This window comes from Roseovarius spongiae (genome assembly GCF_003651245.1).
GTDB classification, from domain to species: domain Bacteria; phylum Pseudomonadota; class Alphaproteobacteria; order Rhodobacterales; family Rhodobacteraceae; genus Roseovarius; species Roseovarius spongiae.
On sequence record NZ_RAPE01000001.1, the window covers coordinates 496,823 to 512,018 of the forward strand.

General features: G+C 67.5%; 20 protein-coding genes. 12 read left to right on the top strand and 8 right to left on the bottom strand.

Annotated features, from left to right (window positions below; translation table 11 throughout):
• Positions 1 to 16 precede the first annotated feature (16 nt).
• From D6850_RS02320 to D6850_RS02340, 5 genes are all read left to right on the top strand, one after another.
• A complete protein-coding gene (locus D6850_RS02320) occupies positions 17 to 793 on the top strand; it encodes an SDR family oxidoreductase (protein ID WP_121163446.1) in 777 nt (258 codons plus the stop codon).
• Positions 794 to 1,089: 296 nt separating this feature from the next.
• A complete protein-coding gene (gene uvrC, locus D6850_RS02325) occupies positions 1,090 to 2,961 on the top strand; it encodes an excinuclease ABC subunit UvrC (protein ID WP_121163447.1) in 1,872 nt (623 codons plus the stop codon).
• Between the two features lie 74 nt (positions 2,962 to 3,035).
• Positions 3,036 to 3,701, top strand: a complete 666-nt coding sequence (gene pgsA / locus D6850_RS02330; protein ID WP_121163448.1) for a CDP-diacylglycerol--glycerol-3-phosphate 3-phosphatidyltransferase — start codon at positions 3,036 to 3,038, stop codon at positions 3,699 to 3,701.
• Complete coding sequence (gene moaD, locus D6850_RS02335) at positions 3,701 to 3,946, top strand: molybdopterin converting factor subunit 1 (protein WP_166433970.1); 246 nt, start codon at positions 3,701 to 3,703, stop codon at positions 3,944 to 3,946. Before pgsA ends, moaD begins: the two co-directional genes overlap by 1 nt.
• 4 nt (positions 3,947 to 3,950) lie before the next feature.
• Positions 3,951 to 4,433, top strand: coding sequence for a molybdenum cofactor biosynthesis protein MoaE (locus tag D6850_RS02340; protein WP_121163449.1), 483 nt, complete (start codon positions 3,951 to 3,953; stop codon positions 4,431 to 4,433).
• A 59-nt stretch (positions 4,434 to 4,492) separates the two neighbouring features.
• Here D6850_RS02340 and D6850_RS02345 read toward each other — a convergent pair whose 3' ends face one another.
• From D6850_RS02345 to D6850_RS02355, 3 genes are all read right to left on the bottom strand, one after another.
• On the bottom strand, positions 4,493 to 4,969 hold the full coding sequence (locus tag D6850_RS02345; protein WP_121163450.1) for a hemerythrin domain-containing protein: 477 nt from the start codon (positions 4,967 to 4,969) through the stop codon (positions 4,493 to 4,495).
• 72 nt (positions 4,970 to 5,041) lie between these two features.
• Positions 5,042 to 5,761 (bottom strand): GNAT family N-acetyltransferase, encoded by a 720-nt coding sequence (locus D6850_RS02350; protein ID WP_121163451.1) that lies wholly within the window; start codon positions 5,759 to 5,761, stop codon positions 5,042 to 5,044.
• Between the two features lie 147 nt (positions 5,762 to 5,908).
• Positions 5,909 to 6,625, bottom strand: a complete 717-nt coding sequence (locus D6850_RS02355) for a response regulator (protein WP_121163452.1) — start codon at positions 6,623 to 6,625, stop codon at positions 5,909 to 5,911.
• A gap of 156 nt (positions 6,626 to 6,781) precedes the next feature.
• Between D6850_RS02355 and mce the strand changes: the two genes are divergently transcribed.
• Together mce and D6850_RS02365 are read left to right on the top strand one after the other, a co-directional pair.
• The gene (gene mce, locus D6850_RS02360) at positions 6,782 to 7,186 is read left to right on the top strand and encodes a methylmalonyl-CoA epimerase (RefSeq protein ID WP_121163453.1); all 405 of its coding nucleotides are present in this window, start codon (positions 6,782 to 6,784) and stop codon (positions 7,184 to 7,186) included.
• A complete protein-coding gene (locus tag D6850_RS02365) occupies positions 7,186 to 7,476 on the top strand; it encodes a DUF1467 family protein (RefSeq protein ID WP_121163454.1) in 291 nt (96 codons plus the stop codon). The genes mce and D6850_RS02365 overlap by 1 nt, the downstream gene beginning before the upstream one ends.
• Here D6850_RS02365 and D6850_RS02370 read toward each other — a convergent pair.
• Together D6850_RS02370 and D6850_RS02375 are read right to left on the bottom strand one after the other, a co-directional pair.
• A complete protein-coding gene (locus D6850_RS02370) occupies positions 7,434 to 8,153 on the bottom strand; it encodes an EI24 domain-containing protein (protein ID WP_121163455.1) in 720 nt (239 codons plus the stop codon). The two genes, D6850_RS02365 and D6850_RS02370, sit on opposite strands and share 43 nt — an antisense overlap.
• Entirely contained in the window at positions 8,150 to 8,728 is a 579-nt protein-coding gene (locus D6850_RS02375; RefSeq protein WP_121163456.1) for a nitroreductase family protein, read from the bottom strand. Before D6850_RS02375 ends, D6850_RS02370 begins: the two co-directional genes overlap by 4 nt.
• 96 nt (positions 8,729 to 8,824) lie before the next feature.
• Between D6850_RS02375 and D6850_RS02380 the strand changes: the two genes are divergently transcribed.
• Complete coding sequence (locus tag D6850_RS02380) at positions 8,825 to 9,079, top strand: DUF167 domain-containing protein (protein ID WP_121163457.1); 255 nt, start codon at positions 8,825 to 8,827, stop codon at positions 9,077 to 9,079.
• Between the two features lie 35 nt (positions 9,080 to 9,114).
• On the opposite strand, the gene D6850_RS02385 is transcribed toward D6850_RS02380, so the two are convergent.
• A complete protein-coding gene (locus tag D6850_RS02385; RefSeq protein ID WP_121163458.1) occupies positions 9,115 to 9,354 on the bottom strand; it encodes a hypothetical protein in 240 nt (79 codons plus the stop codon).
• 120 nt (positions 9,355 to 9,474) lie between these two features.
• Here D6850_RS02385 and D6850_RS02390 point away from each other — a divergent pair, with 120 nt between their 5' ends.
• From D6850_RS02390 to D6850_RS02400, 3 genes are all read left to right on the top strand, one after another.
• Positions 9,475 to 10,182, top strand: a complete 708-nt coding sequence (locus D6850_RS02390; protein ID WP_121163459.1) for a M48 family metallopeptidase — start codon at positions 9,475 to 9,477, stop codon at positions 10,180 to 10,182.
• A gap of 16 nt (positions 10,183 to 10,198) precedes the next feature.
• Complete coding sequence (locus D6850_RS02395; protein ID WP_121163460.1) at positions 10,199 to 10,555, top strand: YigZ family protein; 357 nt, start codon at positions 10,199 to 10,201, stop codon at positions 10,553 to 10,555.
• 78 nt (positions 10,556 to 10,633) lie between these two features.
• The gene (locus tag D6850_RS02400) at positions 10,634 to 10,900 is read left to right on the top strand and encodes a DUF6455 family protein (protein ID WP_121163461.1); all 267 of its coding nucleotides are present in this window, start codon (positions 10,634 to 10,636) and stop codon (positions 10,898 to 10,900) included.
• A gap of 1 nt (position 10,901) precedes the next feature.
• Here D6850_RS02400 and trhA read toward each other — a convergent pair whose 3' ends face one another.
• Positions 10,902 to 11,546: a PAQR family membrane homeostasis protein TrhA gene (gene trhA / locus D6850_RS02405; RefSeq protein ID WP_342769520.1), complete on the bottom strand. Its 645-nt coding sequence runs from the start codon at positions 11,544 to 11,546 to the stop codon at positions 10,902 to 10,904.
• A 164-nt stretch (positions 11,547 to 11,710) separates the two neighbouring features.
• On the bottom strand, positions 11,711 to 13,090 hold the full coding sequence (gene rimO, locus D6850_RS02410) for a 30S ribosomal protein S12 methylthiotransferase RimO (protein WP_121165037.1): 1,380 nt from the start codon (positions 13,088 to 13,090) through the stop codon (positions 11,711 to 11,713).
• Between the two features lie 95 nt (positions 13,091 to 13,185).
• Between rimO and D6850_RS02415 the strand changes: the two genes are divergently transcribed.
• Positions 13,186 to 15,168 (top strand): AsmA family protein, encoded by a 1,983-nt coding sequence (locus tag D6850_RS02415; RefSeq protein WP_121163463.1) that lies wholly within the window; start codon positions 13,186 to 13,188, stop codon positions 15,166 to 15,168.
• The last annotated feature ends 28 nt before the right edge of the window (positions 15,169 to 15,196 follow it).

Consider the following 15,196-nt stretch of genomic DNA (forward strand, 5'->3'; position numbering starts at 1 on the left):
CAACGGGGAGGGCGTCATGCGCGCACTGGTTACGGGGGCGGGGCGGCGATTGGGGCGCGCGATGGCGCTGGAACTGGCGGCCCGAGGCTGCGACGTTGCGGTGCATTACGCCACGTCCGGAGACGCGGCCGAGGAGGTCGCCGCCGGAATCCGCGCGCAGGGGCGCAATGCCGTGACGCTCTGCGCCGACCTGCTGGACGAGGACCAGACCGCCGCGCTGCTGCCGCGCGCCGCCGACGCGCTCGGCGGGCCGATCCGGGTGTTGGTCAACAACGCCTCGATCTTCGAGCACGATACGCTCGCCAGCGCCACGCGCGCCAGTTGGGACCGGCACATGGAGAGTAACCTGCGCGCGCCCTTCGTGTTGACGCAGGCGCTCGCGGCGCACGCGCCCGAGCCGATCGCGGACGAGGCCGGAGAACCGGTGGCGCAGGCGCTTGTCGTCAACATGATCGACCAGCGCGTGGAAAAGCTCACGCCCGATTTCATGACCTACACGCTGGCCAAGTCCGCGCTCTGGACATTGACCCGGACGGCGGCGCAGGCGCTGGCGCCGCGCGTGCGCGTCAACGCCATCGCTCCGGGCCCGACGCTGCGCGGCGCGCATCAGGACGCGGCGGCCTTCGCAGCCCAGCGCGCGGCGACGGTGCTGGGCCGCGGCGTGAACGCCGAGGACATCGCCGAAGCCCTGCGCTACCTGCTGAGCGCGCGCGCCGTGACCGGCCAGATGCTGCTGGTGGACGGCGGACAGCACCTTGGCTGGCGCACGCCCGACCTGCGTGATCGGAACTGAACCTCGCAGGTGCAGCAAAAAGTTTTGCACCGGCCACGGGGCGATCACGAAATTGTAACAGATTTGTTAGCGAAATCAGCATTTTGCCAATTGGTATAAAAAATATACATCGCAATCAATAAGTTACATATCTGCCCAAAATTTAGGCAACTCAAGGAAACCAGCCGAATACAAAGAGAATCCGAACCTCCCCCGAAGTTACCCGCAGATCTATCCACAGAAACCGTGGACAGGATTCATCTTGTGCCCGACCGCCAAAGTTTGCAGCTCCGACAGAGAATCATACATACCCGATCATGACCGCCGTTGATTCCGAAAAAGCGCCCCTCACCGGGCACAAGCTCATCCAGAGTTACCTGCGCACGCTCGATGCGTCGCCCGGCGTCTACCGGATGCTGGATAGCTCCGCGCGCGTGCTCTACGTGGGCAAGGCGCGCAACCTCAGGGCGCGGGTGTCGAGCTACGCGCGCCTGACCGGGCACACGCAGCGCATCATGCGGATGATCGAGGCGACCGCCTCGATGATGTTCCTGACCACCCGGACCGAGACCGAGGCGCTGCTGCTCGAACAGAACCTCATCAAGCAGCTCAAGCCGAAATACAACGTCCTGCTGCGCGACGACAAGAGCTTCCCGAGTATCCTTGTGACCACCGCGCATGACTACCCGATGGTCAAGAAACACCGCGGCGCCAAGCGCGAGAAAGGCGCCTATTACGGCCCCTTCGCCGGCGCGGGGGCGGTCAACAGGACGCTGGCCCAGCTTCAGCGGGCGTTCCAGCTGCGCAACTGCACGGATTCATTTTTCTCCGCGCGCACGCGCCCCTGCCTGCAATACCAGATCAAGCGCTGCACCGCGCCCTGTGTCGGCTATGTCTCCAAGCCCGAATACGCGGTGCAGGTTGCCGACGCCAAACGCTATCTCAGCGGCAAGTCGACCGAGATACAGGCCAAGCTGGCCGCGCAGATGCAGGAGGCCAGCGACGCGATGGAGTTCGAGCGCGCCGCCGCGCTGCGCGACCGGATCAAGGCGCTGACCCAGGTGCAGAGCGCGCAAGGCATCAACCCGCGCACCGTGGACGAGGCCGACGTGATCGCGCTCCATCTCGAGAACGGGCAGGCCTGCGTGCAGGTGTTCTTCATCCGCGCCAACCAGAACTGGGGCAACCGCGATTTCTATCCTCGCGTCGGCCCGGACGTGGAAGAGGCCGAGGCGCTCGAGGCGTTCATCGGCCAGTTCTACGACAACAAGGAGCCGCCGAAACAGCTCATCCTGTCTCACCCGATCGACGATCTGGAGCTGATGGCCGAGGCGCTCAGCGGCAAGCGGGGCCGCAAGGTGTCGCTTCTGGTGCCCAAGCGCGGCGAAAAGGCCGAACTGGTCGACGCCGCCCTGCGCAACGCGCGCGAAAGCCTTGCGCGCAAGATGGCCGAGAGCGCGACGCAGGCCAAGCTGCTGAAAGGGGTCGCCGACGCCTTTGGGCTCGACGGTCCTCCGCAGCGCATCGAGGTTTACGACAACAGCCATATCCAGGGCGCGCACGCGGTCGGCGCGATGATCGTCGCCGGCCCCGAGGGGTTGATGAAGAACCAGTATCGCAAGTTCAACATCAAGGGTGAGAACCTGACCCCCGGCGACGATTTCGGCATGATGAAGGAGGTGCTGCAACGCCGCTTCAAACGTCTGCTGAAGGAAGACCCGGACCGCGCCAGGGGCACGTGGCCGGACCTGCTGCTGATCGACGGCGGGCAGGGGCAGGTCAGCGCCGTGCGCGAGATCATGGAGGAAATGGGCGTCGGTGAGATCCCGATGGTCGGCGTCGCCAAGGGCATCGACCGCGATCTCGGCAAGGAGGAATTCCACCGCACCGGCCAGCGCCCCGTCGCCCTGCCGCGCAACGATCCCGTCCTCTACTTCATCCAGCGTCTGCGGGACGAGGCGCACCGCTTCGCGATCGGCACGCACCGCGCGAAACGCTCCAAGGCCGTGGGCGCCACCCCGCTCGACGACATTCCCGGCGTGGGCGCGGCGCGCAAGCGCGCGCTGCTGGCGCATTTCGGCAGCGCCAAGGCAGTGAGCCGCGCCAACCTCGCCGATCTGGAGGCGGTCGACGGCGTCTCGCGCGGGCTGGCGCAGAAGATTTACGACTTCTTCCACGACAAGGGCTGAGTCGCCGATCGCTGCGCTTGGCGCCCACGCGTTCCGGGCTTTTCACCCCGATGCAAGGGAGATAGACATGGGCCATGACATGGACCGTGCCCAACATCCTGACGCTGCTTCGGCTGCTGGCGGCCCCCGGCATCGCGGTCATGTTCCTTTATTTTCACCGCCCCTACGCCGACTGGTACGCGCTGCTGCTTTTCGTCAGCGCCGCGATCACCGACTGGTTCGACGGCTACCTCGCGCGCGCGTGGCGCCAGGAAACGCGGATCGGCGCCATGCTAGATCCCATCGCGGACAAGGCGATGGTGGTGATCGCGCTCATGGTCATCACCGGCTTTTCCGGCATGAACCCGTGGTTCCTGCTGCCCGCCACCGTCATCATGTTCCGCGAGGTTTTCGTCTCGGGTCTGCGCGAATTCCTCGGCGACACTGCAGGGCTGCTGAAGGTGACGCAGCTCGCCAAGTGGAAGACGACCTTGCAGATGATCGCCATCGCTGTGCTCTTCGCCACCGGCGTGTTCGAGCACAACATCCTCGACCGGACGCGCGGCATGGACACAACGATGGTCGACGCCATCATGGCCGGACGCGAGGCTGATCATGTCGGGCTGGTCTGGAATTACTACGCGGCCATGATTACGTGGTGGAGCGGCGTGGTGCTCTTGTGGCTCGCCGCCGCGCTGACCCTAGTCACCGGCTGGGATTACCTGATGAAATCCCTGCCTTACCTGAAGGATGGCCGCTGATGGACGTTCTCTATTTCGCCTGGGTGCGCGAACGCATCGGCCTGCCGCGCGAAACCGTCGAGACGCGGGCCGAGACCGTGCGCGATCTGGTGGATGAACTACGCCGCCGCGAGGGGCGATATGACCTCGCCTTTTCGGACACCCGCGCGCTGCGCGTCGCCGTCGATCAGGAGCTCTGCGATTTCGACGCGCCGCTCGCCGGCGCTCGCGAGGTGGCGTTCTTTCCGCCGATGACCGGGGGCTGATCCGGTGGATATCCGCGTGCAGGAGAGCGCCTTCGACCTCGGGGCCGAGACCAACGCCTTCGCCGCGCGTCAGCGCGGGATGGGCGCGATCGTCACCTTCACCGGCGTCGTGCGGGACCTCGACGACGCGCCGCTGCGGCACATGCAGATCGAGCATTACCCCGGTATGACCGAACGCGCGCTGCGCAAGATCGCCGAGGATGCGGCGGAGCGCTGGCCGCTGGGCGATGCGCTCATCATCCACCGTCACGGCCGGCTTGCGCCCGATGATTTGATCATGATGGTCGCCACCGCCGCGCGCCACCGCCGCGACGCGTTCGAGGCGGCGATGTTCCTGATGGATTACCTGAAATCCCGCGCTCCCTTCTGGAAGAAGGAGGAAACCGCCCATGGCGCCGCCTGGGTCGCAGCGCAGCAGGTGGACGAGGACGCGCTTGAGGTATGGGAAATGCCAAGCGCGTCCCGGACCCGGTCCGGGTTCTCCTGACGCATAGCGCGGGGCCCCGGGTCAGGCCGGGGAACGATCCGTCTGCCGCCTGAACGGCGTCAATCCTCGAGGTGGTCTTCGCGCTTCTCCGCGATCAGCCCGCGCTCCTCCTTCTTGCGGGCGAGAAACCGCGCGCCGTAGCCTTCGACCTCTTCGGGCGGGATGACGTCGCGCGCGCGGGCGAAGACCTCGTCCTCTTCCTCGTCGATATGGTGCTCGTAGTCGTGGCGCAGCTTCTTGAACTTGCTCAGCCACGCGCCCTCGGCCATGTCCATGCCGTCGAGCTCCTCCATCAACTCGTCGAGCTGCTGGTGCTCGTGCACCGAATGACGCGCCGAATCCTGCCCCCAGGTCTTGGAGATGAGCTTGGAGTAGAAGGTCTCTTCCTCGGCGGCGGCGTGGCTCTTGGCGTCGCGGTAGAAGGTTTTCCAGGCCTCGCGCCTCTCGCGGCTGTCGCCCGAGGTGTCCTCGATCCGGTCAAGCAGCCTGCGGTGTTCGTCATGGTCGGTCTTGATGGCGGCGTAGATGTCGGGCATGCGGGCGTCCTTTGCTGACTGGCGGCTGGAGGTGTCCGGCGTCAACGCCGCGCGAACGGGGACGGTTCCCGCCTATCGCGCGAGCGCCGGATCGGACGCGACGCGCACCAGCGCGGTCAGATCGCTCAGCGCCTCGCGCTGGCGCCCCTCTGCGTCGAAATTGCCGGGCGAGAGCCAGAGGCGAAACGCCTCGTCGAGCGCGGGCCATTCGGCGTCGATGGCGGCGAACCAGGCGGTGTCGCGGTTGCGTCCCTTGACCACCGTGGCCTGCCGGAACACGCCCTCGTAGCTGAGGCCGAGGCGCTGCGCGGCCCGTCGCGAGGGCAGGTTGAGCGCGTCGCATTTCCATTCATACCGCCGGTAGCCCGCGTTGAACGCCCAGGCCATCATCAGGTGCATCGCCTCGGTCGCGGCGCGGGTGCGCTGAAGCTGCGGCGCCATCGCGATGTAACCGACCTCGATCGACCCAGCCGCCGGCTTGATCCGCAGGTAGGAGGCGAAGCCGCCGAACCGGCCCGTGTCCTTGTCGAGGATCGCGTAGAAGACGAAACCGGGATCGGCGGCGAGGTCGCGCAGCGTGCGGTGGAACTGCGACGCCGAGGCGAACGGACCGGACGGCATGTAATCCCAAACCCGGTCATGCCCGTCGAAGGCGCGGAACAGCAGCGCCGCATGCGCGTCCGCATCGAGCGGCTCGAGCCGCGTGTAGCGTCCTTCCATCAGCGCGCCGTCGGGCGCGGGCGGCGGGGTCCAGCCGGGGATCTCGGGGCCGCGCGGGCGGGGGGCAGTCATGGGCGTTCCCTGTGAGCGGTTCGCGCGACTATAGGCGCGCGGGCGGCGGCGAGGAAAGCCCTCATCTCTCAGCGTATGAGTTTCGGGCCGGCCGGGGCGCGGGATTGCGCCTGCGGCCGCACTGCATCGGCGCGAAGGCGCGCGCGTTCACATCGCGACGCGCCCGACGAGGCGTTCCTGCACCAGCCCGGCCAACCGCGCCAGTTGCGTATAGCTGACCGGTCCGGCGCTCGGCGCGCGGGCCAGCGCGCCCGCGGCCTGGACAAGCTGATCGTCCTCGGCCGAGCGCGCGACCCCGTCGAGGAACTGCGCCACGTAGTCGAGCACGGGGCCCTCCTGATGCTGATCGAGCAGCGTCGAGGCATGCTCCATGTCGTCGCGATAGGCCAGCGGATCGGGGCGCACCACCTCGTCTCGCAGCGTGCGCGGGCCGCCGGGCCGGCGTTCGGCCGGCAGGGTGGCGAGGATCGCCTGCTGGAACGCGCCGATATGCGCCAGCGGCTTGGCGATGAAGCCGTCGGCGCCCGCGGCGCGCGCGTCCGCCTCGGCCCCGTCCATGCCGCTCGTGGCGAGGATCGAGGTCACGCGCGGTTCCGCCGCCGCCAGTTCCTCGATGAGATCGAGCCCCGAGCCGTCCGGCAGACCGAGATCCACGATCACCGCCGAGGGCCGGTAGACGCCCAGATGCCGGCGCGCGGAGCGCAGGCAATCGGCGCGGCGCAGGCGCGCGCCGGAATGTAGGCACATCAGCCGCATCGCGTCGCAGGCGTAGAGGCTGTCCTCGACCACGAGGATCGTCATGCCGAGCAGCGGGCGCGCATTGGTCGGGGCGGGCAGGGCGGTGAGGGTTGGCAGATCGTCCATGTCGGTGGCTCCTTTGGGGGCTGCATATTGCCCAGCGTTACGCAGACTTGGCTAACGTGCGGTTAACGCGGGCGCTCCGCGATCGGGCGCCTTGCCATCGCCCGGCCCGAGGCCCATAACGCCACCCGCAACGCGCATCATCTCCAGGAGAGTCCCATGATTGGCCGTCTGAACCATGTCGCGATCGCCGTGCCCGACCTCGACGCCGCCGCCGCGCAATACCGCGATGGCCTCGGCGCGACCGTCGGCGCGCCGCAGGACGAACCGGATCACGGCGTCACCGTGATCTTCATCGAACTGCCCAACACCAAGATCGAACTGCTGCACCCGCTGGGCGAGGACAGCCCGATTCGCGGTTTCCTCGACAAGAACCCGGCGGGGGGCATCCACCATATCTGCTACGAGGTCGATGACATTCTCGCCGCGCGCGACCACCTGAAAGCGACCGGCGCGCGGGTTCTGGGCGACGGCGAGCCAAAGATCGGCGCGCATGGTAAGCCGGTGCTGTTCCTGCACCCCAAGGACTTCAACGGCTGCCTCGTCGAGCTGGAGCAGGCCTGATGGGACCGGTTTCCGCGCTCGTTCTCTACGTGGTGATCTGGGTGCTGACCTTCCTCGTGGCGATCCCGATCCGGCTGCAGACGCAGGGCGACGTGGGGCGCACGCTGCGCGGCACGCACAAAAGCTCGCCCGAACATCACCACCTTCGCCGCAAGGCGCTGATCACCACCGCCATCGCGACGGCGATCTGGGTGGTTGCCGCATTGATCATCGTGAGCGGCCTCGTCACCCTCGAGGATATCGACCTCTATCGCCGGTTCGGTCCCGACGCGCCTTCCGCCCTTGACTGAAGCGCGTGGAAGATGTGGGTGAAGGTGGCCGCGCCCAGGATCGGGATCACCAGATTCACCAGCGGCAGCGTGAGCGGCACGGCCATCAGCACCCCAGCCGCCCAGATCGTGAGCCGGTAGCGCCGCCCCAGCCGCTTCGCGTCCACCCGTCCGATCCGGCGCATCGCGGCGAGCTGGAAATACTCGCGCCCGAGCAGGTAGCCGTTCAGCGCCCAGAAGATGAACGGCGCCGCGAAGGGCAGGAACGCGTAGGCGATCAGCGCCAACAGGTTCGCCCCGATCAGCACGCCGAGGAAATTGACCGTGTCGCGCACCGCGTCCCAGAACGGCGCCGGCGTCGCCGGGGGCAGGGCGGGGTAATGGCGGTCCTCTACGGCCTGCGCCACCTCCTCGAGGAACATCGAGGTGATCGCCGAGGCGACCGGCACCATCAGGAACACCGACAGGATCAGCATGAGCAACAGGCTCGACCAGCCCAGCAGGTCGTCGATCCAGTGCACCTCCCCGATGAGCGGCAGCGTGGCCCCGTCGCCCGTCAGCCACGCGATGAGCGCGAGAAACGCCGCGTAGACCGCCACCAGGAGCGCCACGGTAAGCCCGAGCCCCAGCCACAGCACCCGCCGGAAACGCGGGTCGTCCATTTGCCCCAGCGCCCGGAAGAAGCTGGCGAAGATCATTCGGCCAGCCAGGTGGTGAGCGCCTCAACGTCCGGGCGGGGCCGGTCGGGCGGGACGCGCCGTTCGGTGCCGATATGGATCACGCCCGCGATGCGCTCACCCTCGCCCGCGCCCACCGCGGCCGCGGCGAAGGCGGGGTCATGGCTCGCCCAGCCGGTGAGCCAGTTCGCCCCCCAGCCCGCCGCCAGCGCGGCGTTGAGCAGCCCGAGGCAGACGGCGGCGGCGGAATAGCTCTGCTCGATCGCCGGGATCTTCTCGGACGGCTTCTGCACCTCGATCACCGCCACGGCGAGGTGCGAGCCCTCGTATTGCGCCTGCAACTTCTCGATATCCTCCGCGCTGCGCCCCAGCGCCGCGCCGCGCTCGGCGACCAGCCCCGCCATCCGCTGCAAGGCCCCGCGCTCGAGCACGACAAAGCGCCAGGGCTCCAGCTTGCCGTGATCGGGGCTGCGCGCCGCGGCGGTCAGCAGCGGCATGAGCGCGTCGCGATCCGGCACGGGCAGGCCCAGCATCTTGGCCGGGCGCGACCGCCGGGTTTGCAGGAATTCAAGAGCGGCGGGGTTCGGTTCGGACATCTCGGGCCTCATCACTTGCGTTGGCCCCTATGTCGGCCCCGCGGCGCATGGGGTCAAGGGCTGTCCCCGCGCGCACCCTCGCGGTAAGGGTCGTTCATGGACCTGCCCGACCTCTCCCACCTCGCGGAACCGGGCGCGCGGATCGCCCTGCGCGCGACGGCGGGCGCGGCGCGCGATCGCGTGACGCAAGAGGGCGGGCAGTTGGGTATCGCCGTCACCGCCGCGCCCGAACGCGGCAAGGCGAACGAGGCCATCTGCAAGCTGCTGGCCCGCGCGCTCGGCGTGCCGAAATCGCGGCTCACGCTCCTGCGCGGCCAGACCGGGCGCGACAAGGTCTTCCGCCTCGACTGACGCGAGGCCGCCCGCAAGGGCGGAGGCGCGGCCGGTCAGCCGCCGCTTTGCACCCGCGAGTAGACCCCTTCCGGCAAATCCAGCGCCGCGGCGAGATCGCGCAACTGCGCGATGGACAGCGACACGCGCGTCACCGCGTCGCGGCGCGGGTCGTATTGCTCGACCGTGATGCACTCTTCGAAGGCGTTGATCACCACGTCCTCGGCCAGCGGCGCGGCCCCCTCGTCCACGAGCGTGATAACGGTGGAATCGAATTCGTGTTCTATCGAAAACATGCCTTGAATCCTAAGCCGCCCGGCGCGGTTTGCAAGATGCAGCCGCCCGCCGTTCTTCGCGCTGGTCCTCCGAGACGCGGCTGGCTAAAATGCCGCAAAACCGAAACGCAGAGGTAGAGCATGCGCAAACTAGCCCTCGCGTGCCTGGTGGCCCTCACGGCCTGCGGCGCGCCGCCCACGACGAATTCCCCGACCCCCGCCAGACCCGCCCCGGCGGATTCCGCCAACCGCATTCCGACCAGCCGCGCGGTCGCGAATTTCAAGGCGGTCGTCGCCGACGTGGAGCCGGTGGCCGAACGCGAATGCCGGGCGCGCGCCAGGGGGCTGAACTGCGATTTCCGCATCGTCGTCGACGACCGGCCCAACCAACCGCCCAACGCCTTTCAGACGGTGGACAAGGCGGGCCGCCCGATCCTCGCCTTCAACCTCGCGCTGATCGCCGACGTGCGCAATCGCGATGAACTGGCCTTCGTCATGGGCCACGAGGCGGCGCACCACATCAACGGCCATCTCGGCCGCCAGCAGACCAACGCGATGACCGGCGCGCTGATCCTCGGCGGTCTCGCCGCGATCACCGGGGCGAGCCAGGGCGCGGTGCGGACAGCCACCGATCTCGGCGCGTCCGTCGGCGCGCGCAGCTATTCCAAGGATTACGAACTCGAGGCCGACGCGCTGGGCACGGTCATCACGAAGAAGGCTGGCTACAATCCGGTGCGCGGGGCCGAGTATTTCACCCAGATCCCCGATCCCGGCGACCGGTTCCTCGGGACCCACCCGCCCAACGCGCAGCGCATCGAAACCGTGCGCCGGGTGAGCAACAGCATGTGATCCGGCCGGGCGCGCGATGAACCAGCTTACCGGCGTGATCAGCGACCGCGGCTCCCGCTACGCCGTTTCCGGCGGGCCGGTGCGCGATTCCGCAGGCGTCGAGGCGTTCCTGAAACAGTTGAAGCGCGCGAGGAAATTCGCGCGCGCGACCCATAACAGCTGGGGCGTGATCCTGCCGGACGGCGCGCTGCTCAAGGGAGATGACGGCGAATCGGGGGCGGGCATGGTGATTCTGCGCATGCTCGAGCGCGAAGCGCTGACGGGTCATCTGATCGTCGTAACCCGTTGGTATGGCGGCAAACATCTGGGCGGGGACAGGTTCCGCCACATCCAGGACTGCGTACGCGCCTACCTTGAGGCTTTCGCGCCTTGATCCGCATCAAGGCCGCGGGCGGCGCGCTGCGGTATCCTTCCTTGCGCCGCACTCCGCGCCGCGCCAAGGGAAATCCATATGACAGACGTTCCGAACCTCAGACGTCACGCCAATCTCGTCGACCGGATGTCGCGGGCCGTCGGGCTCGACCTCGAGGAAGAGATCCTGCGCGGCAATCTGCAAATCGAGTCGCTGGGCGACGCGGTCCTGTGCTGCGGCGGTTGCGCCAATGTCGAAAGCTGCGCCCGCTGGCTCGCGGAGCGGGACGACCCGGCCGGCTCCGCGCCGGACTATTGCCGCAACAAGGCTCTGTTCTCCGCGCTCAAGAAGGGCAGGCGGGTCTGACTCAACCCCCCGCCGCCGCGACGGCATGGCCGATCCCGACGAAGAAACAGCCCGACGCGATCAGCACGAACCCGTGCCAGATCGCGTTGGCGTAGCGCAGCGATTCCCACGCGTAGAACACGATCCCGATGGTGTAGAGCAGCCCGCCGACAAGGATCAGCTTCAGGCTCAGCCCCGGCAGCAGCGCCGCGAGCGGCACGAACAGCGCGATCCCGAGCCAGCCGAGCGCGAGGTAGGGCATATAACCGGTCGTCATCTTGCCGCGCTGCATCCGCAGCTTGGTGCGCGCGCCCAGCAGGGCGAGCCCCCAGACCAGCAGCAGCAGGAAATAGCCGAAGGCGGTTCCAAGGAACACCGCGAGCGGCGTGAAGGTGCCTGCGATCTTGACGTAGATCGCGGCATGGTCGAGCCGCCGCAGGACGGGCCGCGCCCGCGTGTCCGCGAGGATGTGATAGGCCGCCGAAGCGCCCAGCATCAGCAGAAGCGCCGCGGAATAGACGGTGAGCGCGGTGAACAGCCCCCATTCCATCCGGTCGTGCACCAGCGCGAAAAGGACCACGATCCCCGCCACGGCCGCCATGATCCCCATGACGTGCACCACCCCGTCAGCGATGCGCTCCGATTTGCTGTATGCCGGATATGACATGTTTCTCATGCCTCCTCAGCCTTACCTAGGCATATGCGTTTGGCAAGCGGATGGTCGGTTGGTGACGGTATTGTGACAGGCGGGGGTGAAATTTCAGTGAAACGCCGGGGGCATGCGGGCGCTGCGCGGGTTTCAACGCGCGCCGCTTGATGCAGCCCGGCGAATCAGTCCCGCAGCACGCCCCAGAGGTCGTATTCCCCGGCCTCGTCCACCTCGACCTCGACGATGTCGCCGACGCGTAACCCCTTGGTTCCTTCGTCGATGAACAGATTGCCGTCGATCTCGGGCGCGTCGGCCTTCGTGCGGCAGGTGGCGATGCCCTCGGCGTCGATATCGTCCACGATCACCTGTTGCCGCGTTCCGACCTTGGCGGCCAGTTTATCCACCGAAATCGCCTGCGCCCGTTCCATGAAGCGATCCCAGCGATCCTGCTTCACATCCTCGGGCACATGATCCGGCAGCGCGTTCGAGCGCGCGCCCTTCACGTTCTCGTACTTGAAGCACCCCACCCGGTCGAGCTGCGCTTCGTCCAGCCAGTCGAGCAGCGTGCAAAATTCTTCCTCGGTCTCGCCGGGATAGCCGACGATGAAGGTGCTGCGCAGCGTGATCTCGGGACAGATCGCACGCCACGCGGCGATCTCATCAAGCGTCTTCGCCGCCGCCGCGGGCCGCGCCATGCGGCGCAGCGCGTCGGGATGCGCGTGCTGGAACGGGATGTCGAGATAAGGCAGCACGAGGCCCTCCGCCATGAGGGGGACAAGCTGGCGCACATGCGGATATGGATAGACATAATGCAGCCGCACCCACGCGCCCAAGGCCCCGAGATCGCGCGCCAGATCGGTGATATGCGCGCGATGCCCCCGCGCCTCTTCATGCCGGATGTCGACCCCGTAGGCCGAGGTGTCCTGGCTGATCACCAGCAGTTCGCGCACCCCGTTCTCGACCAGCTTCTCCGCCTCGCGCATCACCGCATGGGCCGGGCGCGAGGCCAGTTTCCCGCGCATGTCGGGGATAATGCAGAACTTGCACTTGTGATTGCAACCTTCTGAAATCTTGAGATAACTGTAATGGCGTGGGGTCAGGCGCACACCGCTGGCCGGTAGCAGGTCGACAAACGGATCGGGAGCGGGAGGCACGGCGGCGTGCACCGCGTCGAGCACCTGTTCATACTGGTGCGGCCCCGTCACCGCCAGAACGCTGGGATGCGCGCCCGTGATATATTCCGGCTCCGCCCCGAGGCACCCGGTCACGATCACCCGCCCGTTCTCGTCCAGCGCCTCCCCGATCGCGCCGAGGCTCTCGGCCTTGGCGCTGTCGAGAAACCCGCAGGTGTTCACGATCACGGCGTCCGCCCCCGTATAGTCGGGCGATATTGCATAGCCCTCGGCGCGCAGCCGGGTCAGGATGCGCTCGCTGTCGACAAGCGCCTTGGGGCAGCCGAGGCTGACCATGCCGATGGTCGGCTGGCCGGGGCGACGCAGGGCCGGTTGGCCCAGGCTGGCGCGCGCGAGGTCGGGGCGCAGGTCGGGGGGATTTGTGCTCATCGCCGCCATATAACGCTGCTTCCGGCGCTGGAAAAGGGGTTGCTTGTTGATGCGCCGCGCTGCGCCTACATTGGGCGAAAGGGAAAGGGGCGGGCATGAAATTCCTTCTCAAGCTCATCGGCTTCGTGCTGATCGCGGCGGTGGTTGCGCTGGGGGCGGTGTTCTTTCTGCCCGGCGACCGGGTCGCGCAGATCGCGGCGGACCGCATCACCGCCATGACCGGCCGCAAGGTCGAGATGACCGGCGACACGACGATCAGCTTCTATCCCGTGCTCGGCATCAGCACCGGCGCCACGACCATCGCCAACGCGGACTGGTCGAAGGAAGGGCCGATGCTGCGCGCGCAGAGCTTCAAGGTGGGCGTCGACCCGCTCGCGCTCATCCGCGGAGAAATCCGGATCACCGGGCTCGAGGCGGTCTCGCCGGCCATCATGCTCGAGCGCGCGAAGGACGGGCGCGTCAACTGGGAACTGGGCGTCGAGGGCGTTGCGCCCTCGGGCCAGTCGGACGGCGGCAGCGGCGGCGAGGCTCGCTCCAGAAGGCTCGCGCTGACGCTGGACCGTGCGTTGATCACAGACGCCTCGGTCACGATGATCGATCACGCCGCAGGCACGCGCCAAACCATGAAGGGCATGGACCTCGACCTGCGCTGGCCCGATTACGAGGGAGAGGCGACGTTCAAGGCCGTGCTGCGCCCCGCGAGCGAGGCGATCACGCTCGACGGGCGCATCGGCAAGGTCGGCGCGCTGATCGCGGGGCGCATTTCGGATCTGCGGGTGAACGCGGCGACGCGCAGCGGAAAGCTGAGCTTTGACGGGCGCGGGAGCACCACGCCGGAACTGGCCGGGCGGCTCGACCTCGATCTTGAAGACACGTCGCAATTCCTGGCCGCGCTCGGCCTCGGCGCGGCGGATATTCCCGACGGGTTCGGACGCAGCATCAGGGGCGGCGCGAATGTCACGCTGACCGAAGGCATGCGCCTATCGTTGCGCGACCTGGCGCTGGGGCTGGATCAAAATCAGTTCAGCGGCGCGGCGGATGTCTTTCTCGGCGGGGCGCGGCCGCACGTCACGGCGCAGCTCGGCGCCGGTGCGCTCGACCTGAGCGCGTTGAACGCCAGCGGAGCCGGCGGCGGCGGCGATGGCGGCGACGGAGGAGGCGGGGCGGTCAGTGACGGTTGGTCCAAGGCGCCGATCGATGCGAGCGCGGTCGGGCTTGCCGACGCCGAGATATCGCTTGCCGCCAGCGGTATCGACTTCGGCGGGCTGAAATTCGGCGCAACCCGCGTTCTCGCCACCATCGATCGCTCGCGCGCGGTGTTCCAGTTCAAGGAACTGAAAGGCTACGGCGGCGACGTCACCGGACAGTTCGTGGTCAACAACCGCTCGGGCCTGTCGGTCGGCGGCGATCTGCGCGCCGCGGGCATCGACATGGAACGCCTGCTGACCGACGCCGCCGGGATCACGCGCTTCGCCACAACCGGCCAGGCCCACCTGGAGTTTCTCGGCGTCGGCCAGTCCATTGATGCGATTATGCACAGCCTCAGCGGCTCGCTCAGCCTGTCCACCGGGCGCGGCGTGATCAGCGGTTTCGACCTCGACAAGCTGATGCGCGGGGGCAAGGGGACGGGCGGCACCACCGTCTTCGACGAGATGAGCGCGAGCTTCACCATGAAGGACGGCGACATGCGCGGCGACGACCTCAAGATGCGCCTGCCGCTGGCCTCGGCCACCGGCAAGGGGCGCATCGGCCTTGGCGCGCGGGACATCGATTACGTGTTCACTCCGGTGCTTCTGGACGGCGGTGATGGCAAGGGTTTCGCCATCCCGGTCAAGATCCGCGGCCCCTGGGCCGACCCGAGGATCTGGCCCGACATAGAGGACGCCATCGACCTCAACTTCAAGGAAGAAAAGAAAAAGGTCGAGGAAAAGGTCAAGCAGAAGGTCGAGAAGGAAGTCAGCAAGTTCGTTGAGAAAGAGCTCGGCGTAACGGTCGAGGAAGGCCAGTCCATAGAGGACGCGATCAAGAAGGAAGCCGAGGACCAGGTCATGAAGGAGCTGTTCAAACTCTTCGACTGATCGACATCCTCCCCGAAACGCGCGCCCG